General features: G+C 48.7%; 17 protein-coding genes. 4 read left to right on the top strand and 13 right to left on the bottom strand.

Annotated elements, in window-relative coordinates:
• The 3 genes from F566_RS0111280 to F566_RS0111270 form a co-directional block, all read right to left on the bottom strand.
• A partial coding sequence (locus F566_RS0111280) for an IS3 family transposase (protein WP_026179931.1) occupies positions 1-274 on the bottom strand: 274 nt, incomplete at its 3' end.
• A 62-nt stretch (positions 275-336) separates the two neighbouring features.
• Positions 337-666, bottom strand: coding sequence for a DEAD/DEAH box helicase family protein (locus F566_RS0111275; RefSeq protein WP_026179930.1), 330 nt, complete (start codon positions 664-666; stop codon positions 337-339).
• Complete coding sequence (locus F566_RS0111270) at positions 663-1,205, bottom strand: hypothetical protein (RefSeq protein WP_026179929.1); 543 nt, start codon at positions 1,203-1,205, stop codon at positions 663-665. The genes F566_RS0111275 and F566_RS0111270 overlap by 4 nt, the downstream gene beginning before the upstream one ends.
• A gap of 301 nt (positions 1,206-1,506) precedes the next feature.
• Here F566_RS0111270 and F566_RS38055 point away from each other — a divergent pair, with 301 nt between their 5' ends.
• A complete protein-coding gene (locus tag F566_RS38055; RefSeq protein WP_342662542.1) occupies positions 1,507-1,719 on the top strand; it encodes a helix-turn-helix domain-containing protein in 213 nt (70 codons plus the stop codon).
• A 139-nt stretch (positions 1,720-1,858) separates the two neighbouring features.
• Positions 1,859-2,332 (top strand): transcription elongation factor GreB, encoded by a 474-nt coding sequence (gene greB / locus F566_RS0111260; RefSeq protein WP_020407091.1) that lies wholly within the window; start codon positions 1,859-1,861, stop codon positions 2,330-2,332.
• A gap of 81 nt (positions 2,333-2,413) precedes the next feature.
• Here greB and F566_RS36300 read toward each other — a convergent pair whose 3' ends face one another.
• Both F566_RS36300 and F566_RS0111250 read right to left on the bottom strand, forming a co-directional pair.
• Positions 2,414-2,590, bottom strand: coding sequence for a hypothetical protein (locus tag F566_RS36300; protein WP_020407090.1), 177 nt, complete (start codon positions 2,588-2,590; stop codon positions 2,414-2,416).
• 40 nt (positions 2,591-2,630) lie between these two features.
• A complete protein-coding gene (locus F566_RS0111250; RefSeq protein ID WP_020407089.1) occupies positions 2,631-3,056 on the bottom strand; it encodes a hypothetical protein in 426 nt (141 codons plus the stop codon).
• 342 nt (positions 3,057-3,398) lie between these two features.
• On the opposite strand from F566_RS0111250, the gene F566_RS0111245 reads away from it, so the two are divergent.
• Together F566_RS0111245 and F566_RS0111240 are read left to right on the top strand one after the other, a co-directional pair.
• Positions 3,399-4,052: a TetR/AcrR family transcriptional regulator gene (locus F566_RS0111245; RefSeq protein WP_020407088.1), complete on the top strand. Its 654-nt coding sequence runs from the start codon at positions 3,399-3,401 to the stop codon at positions 4,050-4,052.
• Positions 4,053-4,274: 222 nt separating this feature from the next.
• Positions 4,275-4,571 carry a hypothetical protein gene (locus tag F566_RS0111240; RefSeq protein ID WP_020407087.1) on the top strand — a complete coding sequence of 99 codons (297 nt, stop codon included), beginning with the start codon at positions 4,275-4,277 and terminating at the stop codon, positions 4,569-4,571.
• A 59-nt stretch (positions 4,572-4,630) separates the two neighbouring features.
• Here the strand turns inward: F566_RS0111240 and F566_RS0111235 are convergent, their stop codons facing one another.
• The 8 genes from F566_RS0111235 to ftsE all read right to left on the bottom strand — a co-directional run bounded on the left by F566_RS0111235 (position 4,631) and on the right by ftsE (position 12,667).
• Positions 4,631-6,076, bottom strand: coding sequence for a sensor histidine kinase (locus F566_RS0111235; protein ID WP_020407086.1), 1,446 nt, complete (start codon positions 6,074-6,076; stop codon positions 4,631-4,633).
• Entirely contained in the window at positions 6,063-6,743 is a 681-nt protein-coding gene (locus F566_RS0111230) for a winged helix-turn-helix domain-containing protein (RefSeq protein ID WP_026179928.1), read from the bottom strand. The genes F566_RS0111235 and F566_RS0111230 overlap by 14 nt, the downstream gene beginning before the upstream one ends.
• Before the next feature lie 41 nt (positions 6,744-6,784).
• Positions 6,785-7,597 (bottom strand): co-chaperone DjlA, encoded by an 813-nt coding sequence (gene djlA / locus F566_RS0111225; RefSeq protein WP_020407084.1) that lies wholly within the window; start codon positions 7,595-7,597, stop codon positions 6,785-6,787.
• 291 nt (positions 7,598-7,888) lie between these two features.
• Positions 7,889-8,665: a hydroxypyruvate isomerase gene (gene hyi, locus F566_RS0111220; RefSeq protein WP_020407083.1), complete on the bottom strand. Its 777-nt coding sequence runs from the start codon at positions 8,663-8,665 to the stop codon at positions 7,889-7,891.
• 69 nt (positions 8,666-8,734) lie between these two features.
• Positions 8,735-9,628 (bottom strand): NAD(P)-dependent oxidoreductase, encoded by an 894-nt coding sequence (locus F566_RS0111215; protein WP_020407082.1) that lies wholly within the window; start codon positions 9,626-9,628, stop codon positions 8,735-8,737.
• 84 nt (positions 9,629-9,712) lie between these two features.
• Entirely contained in the window at positions 9,713-10,567 is an 855-nt protein-coding gene (gene rpoH / locus F566_RS0111210; RefSeq protein ID WP_020407081.1) for an RNA polymerase sigma factor RpoH, read from the bottom strand.
• 386 nt (positions 10,568-10,953) lie between these two features.
• Complete coding sequence (ftsX, locus tag F566_RS0111205) at positions 10,954-11,979, bottom strand: permease-like cell division protein FtsX (protein WP_020407080.1); 1,026 nt, start codon at positions 11,977-11,979, stop codon at positions 10,954-10,956.
• Between the two features lie 31 nt (positions 11,980-12,010).
• Positions 12,011-12,667 (bottom strand): cell division ATP-binding protein FtsE, encoded by a 657-nt coding sequence (gene ftsE / locus F566_RS0111200; RefSeq protein WP_026179927.1) that lies wholly within the window; start codon positions 12,665-12,667, stop codon positions 12,011-12,013.
• Positions 12,668-12,731: the final 64 nt, after the last annotated feature.

Below are 12,731 nucleotides of genomic sequence, written 5' to 3'. Positions count from 1 at the left end.
AGAAGACCGTTGCTTTTTTTAGAATATCTTTCTCCATTTCCAGGCGTTTCACCTGGGCCTTGAGCCTTCTGATCTCCTCCTGCTCGGGAGTTAGCTTCCCATTGCCTCGAAAAGCCTGGCCGTCATCTCTGCGATGTTCCCTTATCCAGCGGCCCAGCATATTGGGGGTAATCCCAAGGCTTCGAGCAGCATCGGTTTGACTGTAGCCTTGATCCAGAACCAGGCTGATGGCATCCAATTTAAATTCTTTTGAGTACTTCTTTCGTGTGGTCAATTTCTTCATCTCTAGTTAGGGGTATTATCCTTAACTGGGTTGGTCTGTTCTATTAGGCCACGTCAATGGGAATCAAATAGCTCCCAGAATCCTTCTTTAAAGGATCTCATACTCTGGTAGGTATAAGCCCCCCCTATTGCACCGATACGGCCATCAAAGCGCCTCCCTAAACTTTTCTCAAAGCTTTTTTCAAGACCAGAAACAACTTCTAAGGAGGGAGCAAAACAAAGAACAAAGTCAATTTTATCGCTCAGAATTAGACGAGCAGATAACTCTGCCGCCATCGTCGATTTACCTGCCCCAGGTGTAGCGAGGCAAAGAAAGTGTTTTTTATTACAATAAAAGTCGATAGCTAGGTCAATACAAGCTTCTTGCCATCTTCGAAGTATCATTGCTTGAGGTCTGCTCTCTGTATCAGGTTATCGATAGCACGAAGTTGGCCCATCAGCTCTGAACTACGTTCCCTAGCACGTCTAAACATTAAATCTATCTGATCTCTTAAATGAGGAAACTCTTCTGCTAGTTGTTGGTACTCTTTGCACTCTCCAGCACATGCGAGCATGTCAACTTGATATTGGGACTGCTTGACCCTTAACGCTGCTATAGGGGAATGTGCATTATGGTTTTTAGCAGCAGGATATACGTGTGTCTTTTCAGATAGCTTATCTCTGATTAATAGGGTATCAGCCCTAAACTGCTCTTGGACGATATAAAGCGCTGGCGAGTTTGAATCCTTTTCTCGTTTTTCCAAATAGCCTTTTTTGACTAACGACAGTATTCGCCGGTATATCGACATCCGGAGTTGGGACCTTGAGGCAAAATCGCCGAGACCAAAACGTTTTTCATATTCATTGCGTAACTCCAGTATTGTGAACTTTCTCAGTCTCTCATCCAGCAAAAGCTCGTTAAGCGGATGGGGTAGTTTATTCACTCTTCGTTTCATAGATCACCACTACAATAAACAGCAACCAACTAGAAGATTACTGCGCCAGAGAAATTTTTGGGGCACCAAATTGGTAGACTTGGCTGACATTAAAACTTAGGATTCCTAAGTATACCTAAGATGATAAAACTTAGACAATCTAAGCCCCGAGGCAATCTCAGATGATCAGCAAGTGCTACGTAGCAACCCATTTCCCAAGCGACTTTTTGAAGCCAGGTCAGAGGCTGGTATCAGCCAAAAGGTATTGGGTATTCGAATTGGCATGGATCCTGGTTCGGCGAGTAGTCGCATGAATCATTACGAGAAAGGACGCCATATGCCCGATTTTGAGACTATTGAGCGAATCGCAACGGAGCTAGATAAGCCCGTGGCATATTTCTTCTGCGACAAAGACTCGCTTGCAGAGTTAATTCGCCTACTTGACAAGGTACCCGAAGCGCAAAGACAAGAATTAATAAAAAAACTAAAAATGGATGCTCACCATAAGGACAACGGTCCTTAAGCCTTTAAGATATCTCATAAAATGATACAAACACGACGCCATTGCACTGGGGTCGGTGTAGAACGAACCTTCTCTTGACCTCACCACGAGCCTGTTTAACTGTAATGGATATACTTGGATTGCTATAAGTACTGTACTAATGAAAACAAACCTTATTACTAAAGAAGGTTTTGAGTCTTTACAGAAAGAACTCAATCAGCTTTGGAAAATTGAGCGACCAGAAACGACAAAAAAAGTCACCTGGGCTGCCAGCCTCGGAGACAGGAGTGAGAATGCTGACTACCAGTACAACAAGAAAAGGCTTAGGGAGATTGACCGTCGAGTAAGGTATCTTAGGAGAAGAATCGAGCAAGCTAAAGTCATCAACTACTCTCCTGAACAGGAGGGTCGAGTTTATTTTGGTGCATGGGTTGAAGTAGAAAATGAACAAGAAGAAGTAATGCGTTTCAGAATTGTCGGAGCTGATGAGATTTATGGAAGAAAAGATTATATTTCTATAGATTCGCCAATGGCGAGGGCTCTGTTAAAAAAGCAAGTGGACGATGACGCTATTGTCAAAACCCCAACAGGAGAAACTTTGTGGCTCATTAATAAAATTGAATACTCGAAATAGTATGCTCAAATATTACATATACTATTTGAAAATTCTTTTAAAGTTAAAGGTTTAAAAAAATTAGTATGTTTGTTGGGGTTCCTACTTCCACTCGGCGTTTTCTGACCGATCTCCCATGGCTGCTGCTTCAGAGACCGCTCTGGTTACCTCTGGGCGTTTTACTTTCCACAAGTACTGCAATTCTTCTCTCAGTACTTTTTCTCCCTCAGGGGTAATCAGATTTGCTTTCGGTGGTCCGGGTGGACGATATCGACCCATGGAGATTCCTCGAAGAGTTTCTGGGGCTATGTTATTGCAGTTATTGCCGCGGGAACGATTCCCTCAGAGATTTAACTCTGTAGGCACTGAAAAAAGCGGCGGTGGCCCCACCAAAAAATCCGGTAACCTGAACCCAGGAGGGAAACACTTCCCCTCCCCCCATGGCAAACTGTACGATAGTCAGTAATCCTAGCATGGCAAGCACATGCCAATACTCAAGGTACCCGGCCATACGAGCTGTCACATAGCCAGCCAGGCCATCGAAAAAAATACCGACAGCCAGAAGCAGCCAAATAAGTTCAATGGAAGCAGCAGGATTCGCCAAAAGCAGTTTAACATCTGCCTCCGCCATTCCCCGACTCAATAGGATTGAGGTGTAGACCATCATAAACAGCAATCCGCCAGCAATAGAGCCAACGATATCGATGACAACACCGGTTATAATCGCCCGGAAATTCAACATCATAAAACAAGTTTTATCCGTAGAAAGATTTGGCTTTGATTGTATTCGAAAGACAAAAAAAAATCCCCCGACATGCGGGGGTACGCTAGGCAGTGGCTAAAGCACCAGAAGGCGCAATAATATGAGACGGGAAAAAACAACCATTCAACTTCAACTTGCCAGCGTCCAATGCGGCAACTTAATTGTAACTATAGACATTTCATTGTTGCCAAGAAGTGGAGTGGGCATTAACCTTTGTTAACGCTACGTAAAGGGGACATAGTGTATTGTTGTTTCAGCATTGATAGCCCTACCGAGCACCCGCGACATACCCTTGGCAGCACAGATTAGGAGACACCTGTATAGATGCGCCCTGTTCGCCCCCCTGAAGAAGTAGAAGAACTGAAACAAAAGATTCTCGATGTTGCCCTCAACCTGATTGTGACTGAAGGTTTCGACGCACTAACCATGCGTCGCCTGGGGAAAAACCTGGGAATGACCGCCCCCAACCTTTACAACTACTATCGCGGTAAAGACGAAATCTATATTACGTTGATGATTCAGGGTTTTAATCGGCTGAGACAACACCTGATCAATGTTGCAGAGGCAGAATCAGACCCGGTTGCCCGTGGTAAGGCAATTATGCGGGGCTATATCGATTTTGGACTCTCCCACTCTCAACACTACGAGTTGATGTTTTCCTCACACGGTCCAAAGGCTCAGGAATTCAAGGGCACTGATGTGGAAGAGTTGTCAGCCCAGGAATACACCCTGAGCATGGAAGTAGCCAGGTTTGCTGAAACCTGCATTCAACTGGTGCTGGACAAAGTTGGCCTTGATAGCACTGAGGAGCAACGTCGTACCATGCTGATTGAGCTATGGAGCCTGCTTCACGGTATGGTCAGCCTTCATCTCACGGGCAACACCTATTATCTCACCGACACCCCGGTGGATACCTATGAACACATTCTTGATCTGCTGCTGGAACGCTTTATCGACAGACACCAGGCCCAGCAATAATCTGCAACTGTTTTAATCTGAAAATGGTTCGGCACCGACTGGCAGCAAAGGTTGGAGCTGAGCCTTAGTTGCTCATAATTCAGACAAATTAGGTTGTTCCACCTACAATATATTAGTAAGTTCTCCCAGCATTAATGGAGGCAGCTTCGCCACCGAATTATCAGTGCCGTGGATAACCCTTAATGGCAGTCAGTAATCATCGAGTTTCAGGGTAAAAGGACCATGAATACACAAGACCTAGTAAATAAAGCTTTGTCAGGCCTGGATTATGTTGGGTATCAATTGGAAGCTCTGGGCGTCACCGACAAGGTGAACCGCCATACGACACTGGCATTCATCATGGCGGAACAGAATCATCTCAAAGGTGAGCTGGACAGCCTCAATGCCCGCATAGACCAGCACAAGGCAAGGGTCGAAAGAGTTCGTAAGCAGGCCGGGAAACTGGTCAATGACGGAATAGTGTTTGCCGGCAGTCCGATTCAGCATACTTTGGAATTTCTGAAATCACGGCGCCAATAAGACATCCTGCCTGAGACACTGCATCAGGTTTGGATAGCTCAAATGACGCTCATGAGAACCTAGGCAGTTGTCTCAGGCCCCGGTAGCGAAGCTTGGCCAGATTTCTGGTCCTGTCCGGACGACGACTGCTTCTGAATTCTAATCAATGGTAAATGCAACTCGGCCCGCAACCCAGGCTGATTGTCCTTCAGCAGCAGATGCCCCTTATGCATCTCACTGACCGCCTTGACCATACTCAGCCCCAGACCGTTTCCGGGTAACCCCCGGGTTTTATCCACCCGATAGAATCTCTCCAGAACTTTTTCCCGCTCCTCTTCTACAATCCCAGGGCCTTCATCCCACACCGATATCACTGCGTTATCAAATGCTCTCAGACGAACCCCAACGTTTCCGCCCTCAGGAGTGTATTTGATGGCATTATCCAGCAGATTGGCAATGGCCTGGAACAATAGGTCCCGGTCACCCTTGGTCGTAATTCCCTTGGCCAGATCCAGCGACAGATGTTGCGACTTATCGGAGGCTACCGCTTCATATAGGTCCACAGCATCCACCACCAGTTCATAAAGATCCACATCGTCAAACTTGCCGCTGTAACCTCCGGACTCAATTCTGGCAATGCGCAATAGTGCATTAAAGGTCACCAACAAGTGATCTGCCTCGGCAATGACTTCCTGGACAATCATCCGAGAATCTTCTTCCAGATCCTTGCTTTGCAGTAACTCCAGACGCCCCCGCATTCGGGTCAGCGGCGTTCGTAAATCGTGGGCAATATTATCCGACACATGTCTGACGCCAGCCATCAAACCCTCAATCTGGTCCAGCATCCGATTCAGGTGCTCCGCCAGTTCGTCAAAATCGTCCCCAGTCCCCCTCGTCGGTACCCGAAGCGAGAGATTGCCTTGCATAATCTGGCGGCTGGTATGAGTGATGGCTTCAATCCGGCGGCGGGTACTCTTCGAGAGCGCCACCCCACCCAAAAATGCCATTGCCAGTGTAATTCCAACACCCCAGGTCAGTGAGCGCTCTATCAGCTCCCGCACCCGAAATAGAGCAAATACATCGCGACCAACCAGAAGTCGATAGCCACCGCGTAACGTAAACACCCGGGCTCTCGCCATGTGAGGCGCAGAGAAACGTCCTCCTGACCGGTTCAGATAAAAACTGATCCAACCATCATCGTCCTCAACCAACGCAGGCCACTCATTCAGGTTTCCTGCCTGAGGCTGAAACTCATTATTCACCAGCAAATAGATGGATTCGCCTTGGGGATCATTCAGCACCCGCTCATTCATGACACTGACCATTCCCCGCAAGCCCTGACGTCGGTATTGCTCGGCTAGCCCCTGAATTTCAGCCTGAATGGTCTCGTCGACCTGATCAGACATAAAGCCGACAGTCGCCCAGTAGATGAATCCCAGCAGAAAGAGTACTGACGCTGCAAACAGGAAGGTGTAGAGCAGCGCCAGTTGAAAGGCAGAATTTCGGAAGATTTTAGGCAGTTTCACGCAGTACGTACCCTGCACCACGAATCGTGTGCAGCAGCGGCACCTCAAAGTCCTTGTCTATTTTGGCGCGAAGACGGCTGATATGCACATCGATAACGTTCGTTTGCGGATCGAAGTGGTAATCCCATACTTTTTCCAGCAGCATGGTACGGGTCAATACTTGACCAGGATTACGCATAAAATATTCAAGCAGTCGGAATTCCCGGGGTTGCAGGTCTATACTCTGACCATCCCGGCGGACAGTACGTGCCAGCAGATCCATTTCAAGATCAGCCACTTTCAGTGCCGTGACCACTTCCTGCTGTTGCTGAGTGCGACGCTCCAGGGCCTCTATACGGGCCAGAAGTTCACTGAATGAAAAAGGTTTGACCAGGTAATCATCGCCACCTGCACGCAGACCCTGAACCCGATCGTCTACTTCTCCCAGGGCACTCAGTACCAATACCGGCACTTTGGAACCGCCGGCGCGAAGCATTTTAATCACGGACAACCCATCCATTTCGGGCAGCATCCTATCTACCAGGAGCAAGTCATAGCTCTCATTGGTTGCCATATGCAGGCCGGTTTTACCATTGTCAGTCACATCGACGACATATCCACTCTCCTTGAGCCCCTTACTTAAGTAAGACGCAACCTCCTTATCGTCCTCAATCACCAAAATTCGCATTGAAACCTCCTTCATTGACATACCTCTGCCTTCAACTGACATCAGGCAGCCTCTCTGGCACGTTTAATCTGTTCATACGCAGCCCTGATTTCCTGAGTTTTCTCAGTGGCCATTTTAATCATTTCTTCCGGAAGCCCTTTGGCAACCAGTTTATCTGGATGGTGCTGGCTCATCAGACGGCGGTAGGCTTTCTTCAATTCTCCATCCGTTGCCGATGGCTCAACTCCGAGAGCCTGATAGGCCTCTTCCAGAGTTGGTCCTTTCGGCTGCTGGGGCATCTGCTGACGGTGCTGTCCTGCGTAGCGCTGCTGAGCAGCCGCCATAGCCAGCAACTGTTCGAATTGTCTACGGTGAAAACCAATCCTGTCAGCCACCTGGAACAATACTTTCTGCTCACTCTCATGCAGCTCAAGATCAGCCAGTGCAGTGACAATCAGGATTTCCAGGAACATCTGCAGTAGATTAGTACGGCGATGACATTCTTTGCGAAATTGGTCGAGCACGGATTCAAGATCAAAATCAGGCTGTTTACCCTGATTGAACAACCCCATCGCCAGACGTTTCTGATCATCGTCAAGCTGCATGCGGTCCATAATCTGCCGAGCCGCCTGAATCTCACTTTCCGACACTCGACCGTCCGCCTTGGCCAAATGTCCCATGACACTGAACACTGCCGTAAAAAAGGCCGCCTGCACTCTTTCAGTGTCACCACCAGACCAGTCTACGCCATCGACATGGAGGTTTTTGATTCCGGAATCCAAAGAGTGACCAAGAGCCGCACCAAGCAACGCCCCCAGAGGACCACCGAGGACAAACCCGAATGCGCCACCGATTAGTTTTCCCCACCAACTCATTTAATTCGTAGATTCCCCTGTTGTTCGCCTGACCCGGCAATATCTGTGCAATTAACGCAGTACCACCCTTTGCCGCAGGTAGGCCGTATCTCCAGCTCCGGGGCTATTCCTGCCCCAAAATACAACCTGCTATTGACACCAAGCAAAATAGTCTAGGAAAGGCACACTACGGTGCCCAGTTAAGAATTATTAACATGTCATTACATATGGGTATTCACTGAGGATACAAGGGAGCGTATTTATTTCGCTCAGCCTTCAGTAAATCACATCGAAAAATTGAGGATCCCATAGTCAACAACTTGTGAACCAGTCCAATGATGACAGCGTGCTGTCAAGAGGACGATACTCAGCACTGACCCACCCCTGATAATCCATATCGTCCAATGCCAGAAAGACATTTGAAAAATGAATCTCGCCCGTACCGGGTTCATGCCTTCCAGGGTTGTCAGCAAACTGTATGTGGCCGATGCGCGGCAACAGACGCTTCATCGTTGCTACCAGATCCCCTTCCATGATCTGCATATGGTAGATATCGTACTGAAAATAGAGATTGGGGCGTTCCAGGGTATTGAGCAGAGTCAATGCCCGATCACTGGAATCAAGCAGAAATCCCGGCATATCGACCCGGCTATTAATTGCTTCCACCAGCAGATTCAGCCCGTGCATTTCAAACTGGCGGGCGGCGTAATCCACATTTTCAAGCATTGTGTCCCAGGCTTCTTCCACGGCTACTCCCTCGGGCTTGATTCCGGCGAGACAGTTTACCCTTGGGCAACCCAGGCCCTCTGCGTAGTAAATACCCTGCTCAACACTCCGTTTGAACTCCTCCCTCCGTGCAGGATGGCAGGCAATTCCCCGGTCTCCAGCGGCCCAATCGCCCGCAGGCAGATTATGCAAAACCTGTTTCAAGCCGGATTGCTGCAGAGCGCTCTGCAAATCCTGCAACGAATAGTCATAGGGAAATAAGTATTCAACCCCTTTGAAACCAGCCTGTGCAGCAGCTTCGAATCTGTGCAGGAAATCCAGTTCTGTATAGAGCATTGATAGATTGGCAGCAAACTTGGGCACAGTATGAACCTTAATAGATATAAAAGAGCAAAGATCCCCTGGGATATCTTTGCTAGAAAGATATCTGGATTAGAGATCCTCGTCGACGGTCAGTCGTGTATTGTTCAAGCGCTCCAGGTGAAGTAAAAGGCCACTGTGATCAACATTCTCCAGCCCCTCAGACAGCATGTCATCGTATTCTGCAAAAACCTGTTCGGCTAATGGTAACTGCAATCCAGACTCCTTCGCCTCATCCAGAATCATCTTCATATCCTTATGCTGCACCCTGGCAGTGGCTCCAGGGTGAAACTCCCTCTTTAACATTCGCTCTCCATGCAGCTCCAGTATTCGGCTTGACGCAAAGCCCCCCATGAGCGCCTCCCGCACAGCAACAGGATTGGCCCCACCTTTCGCTGCCAGAAGTAATGCTTCAGATACCGCGCCAATCGTTATCCCCACGATTGCCTGATTAGCCAGTTTCGCGAGCTGCCCGGCGCCGGCCGGACCTATATAAGTTGACCGTCCCAGCACAGCAAAGATTTCCTGGGCACGAATAAAGTCGTCTTCCTGACCGCCAGCCATAATGGACAGTTGCGCTTTCTCCGCGCCTACCGTTCCACCTGATACAGGCGCATCCAGATAGGCAACGCCCTGCTTTCGGGCCAAATCCGCATGCTTTCGGGCAGTCGCAGGAGGAATTGAACTCATATCTATGATCATCGCGCCCTGGCTGATCCTATCCAGAGTCCCCTGACTGATCAGAACATCATTGACGATGGCACCATTTTCAAGCATGAGAACGATGAAGTCCGCACCCTCTACAGCCTCTTGTGGGGTTGCAGCGATCTCGGCCCGATCAGAGAAGACTTCAGCCTTGCTTTGTGTCCGGTTCCAAAGTTTCATGGGATAGCCAGCCTTGAGTAGATTGTCAGCCATCGGCTTGCCCATCAAACCTATTCCCAAAAACGCTAACGTAGGCTTCATCGTTGCACCTTAATCTGGTTTATTTTGCACATAAAAAAACCGCCTTCTTGGGCGGTTTTTTAATTTCCGATCAGCGGCCTGTCTTTAGGCAGCAAGCATGTTCTTCACTTTCTTCATGGCGTTTTTCTCCAACTGACGGATACGCTCCGCAGATACGCCATACTCAGCCGCCAGCTCGTGAAGGGTTGCTTTCTCTTCCCCCAGCCAGCGCTTACGAATGATGTCTTTACTGCGCTCATCCAACTGTGTCAGCGCTTCGTGCAACCGAGAACTGGAATCTTCTTCCCAATTCTCATTTTCCAACATCACCGCAGGGTCAGCCCGACGATCTTCCAAAAAGTTGGCAGGCGCTTGATAGGCCTTATCGTCATCGTCATCAGTCGCCGCATCAAAGGGCGTATCCTGACCAGCCAGACGACTTTCCATTTCGCGAACAACTTTGGCTTCTACACCCAAGTCCGCCGCGACAGCATTCGCTTCATCATTCGTCAACCAGGCCAGCTTCTTCTTAGCGGAACGCAAATTGAAGAATAGTTTGCGTTGCGCCTTGGTCGTCGCCACTTTCACGATACGCCAGTTGCGTAAAATGAACTCGTGGATCTCCGCCTTGATCCAATGCACAGCAAAAGATACCAGGCGAACACCATATTCTGGATTGAAGCGCTTCACTGCTTTCATCAGGCCGATATTGCCTTCCTGAACCAGATCAGCCTGGGACAACCCATAGCCGGAATAACTCTTTGCAATATGGACAACGAACCGCAGATGGGCCATAACCAACTGACGGGCCGCATACAGGTCTTCCTCCTGATGATAGCGCTCAGCCAGCTCACGCTCTTCTTCAGCAGTCAGTACCGGAATGGAGTTTACTGCATGAATGTACCCCTCCAGGTTACCTACCGGAGCTAGCATTTCAATTGGCCGTAAACTTGTACCCATTTAATTCTCCACTAATTAGCAAGGGACAGAAATATATCATCTGTATATTGGACTGCCAACGAGCCCAAAAGTTCCCTATGTAACAATTTGTAACCTAACTTTCTCGGCCACCTGGGACCAGAGACTCAAGCTACAGCTTGCCTCGCTGGCTTAAAAACCTGATTTGTTTGTTTTTCAGTGTGTTAGCACTTCCACCACGCTATTTTTGGTAGATCACCTGTTAAGTACGATGGTCCATAGGCACAGGAATACCTTCGCACTGATATCCAAACTTCACAAAATATTGTACTAATGCCGCTCCTTTTCAAGACTTATTACTAAACTTTCATCAACCCCTGAACGGCTGAGGCTCTCAAAGACGCCTGAAATACCTCATAGATTGAGCGCTATCTGGGTTCTATTTCATCAAGATGGCGCTTTACGGCCATCCAGGCACCAGCACAACCAAGAAATGCTCCGGCAACAAGTAGCATTCCGGTCGCTTCAATTGACAGGCCGGACAACTGAAAACGGCTGTAATACAGGGAAGCCATTTGGTTTACAGGTCCGGATAACCACCACAATGCGATATTGACCAGCAACCAGGCCATGATAGCTCCCACTACCCCATACCAGAATCCGGTATATAGGAAAGGCCGACGAACGTAGGGGTCAGTCCCCCCCACCAACTTGACCACCAGAATCTCATCACGCCGGTTTTCAATCGCCAGGCGAATGGTATTCCCAATAATCAGAATAACCGCCACTCCCAGCAATAACGCAATTGCCAGAGTTGCGCGTCCCAAGACTTCAAACAAGGCGTTCAGCCGCTTAACCCACTGAAGATCAACCTGGACATTTTCAACCCCTGGGTTTTCCCCCAATGCACTGGACAATATCTCCATTTGCTGAGCATTGTTAACCATGGGAGCAGGCTGAACAACGATCACTGAGGGTAAGGGATTATTATCAAGGTAGGCCAGAACATCTCCCCATCCTGATATCGCCTTAAACTCTTCCAGTGCTTCTACCCGGTTGATGAAGTGCACTGACTCAACATCAGCTCTTTTCTGGATCTCCTGGGATAATTGAAAAGCCGCCTGATCCTCAACGTCCAATTTCATATAAAGAGAAATTCGGGAACTCCCTTCAAGGTCAGCGGTAATCCCTGTCACATTGCTCAGCAGCACCAGCAAGCCCATAGGCAGAGCCAGGGCAACGGCAATCACCAGCCAGGTCATCAGACTAGATAAGGGCGTTTTGAATAACCTCAGCAGACTGCTCTTAGCCGTTTGACGATGGTGACTGAAATAAGCCTCCAGACTGCTTTGTTCCAATCCGGCGGAAGCACCTTGACGGGAAGGTATCTCTCCCTGTGGCTGACGTCGATTATTTTGCGCAGGCATGGCACCACGTTGACCAACATCTTTCATACCGCTAAGCCTCCACGCATCACCTTTCCACCTACCCGAGTTGCAACTGACCATGATCGAGTCGAATAACTCGATGGTGCATATGAGAAATCAATGCCAGATCGTGAGAGGCGATTAAAACGGTGACCCCCACCTGATTAAACTGCTGGAACAACTTCATGATTTCCTCTGACAATTCAGGGTCCAGGTTCCCAGTGGGCTCGTCAGCCAGCAATACCGGGGGTTTGTTTACTACGGCGCGGGCAATCCCCACACGCTGCTGCTCTCCACCTGAAAGTGTGATCGGAAACACTTTTTCTTTCTTTAACAGCCCAACTTTGTCCAGCGCAGCCCGGACACGACGACCGATTTCCCGGGGAGCAACCCCGGCAATTTCCAGAGGCAACGCCACATTGTCAAAAACAGTACGATCGAACAGTAACTGATGATTCTGGAAGACCACACCGACATGGCGTCTGAAGTATGGAATCTGTCCCCGGGAAAAACGATCCAGGTTCTGACCGCCGACAAATATCTGTCCCTTATTTGGGCGCTCCATCAGCATAATCAGCTTGAGTAGAGTACTCTTTCCTGCCCCGGAATGCCCGGTAAGAAACGCCATTTCGCCACGGCCAAGTTTGAAGCTGACTTCAGTCAACGCCTCAAAACCACCGGGATACCGCTTGGTTACCCGGTCAAAATGGATCATTGGATCGTTACTCATTGAACATTTCCAGATTCAATCATGGGTTACAGCCTCTCTTTGCGGAAAT

This window comes from Hahella ganghwensis DSM 17046, from assembly GCF_000376785.1.
GTDB classification, from domain to species: domain Bacteria; phylum Pseudomonadota; class Gammaproteobacteria; order Pseudomonadales; family Oleiphilaceae; genus Hahella; species Hahella ganghwensis.
This window is presented reverse-complemented; position numbering and strand designations above follow the sequence as displayed.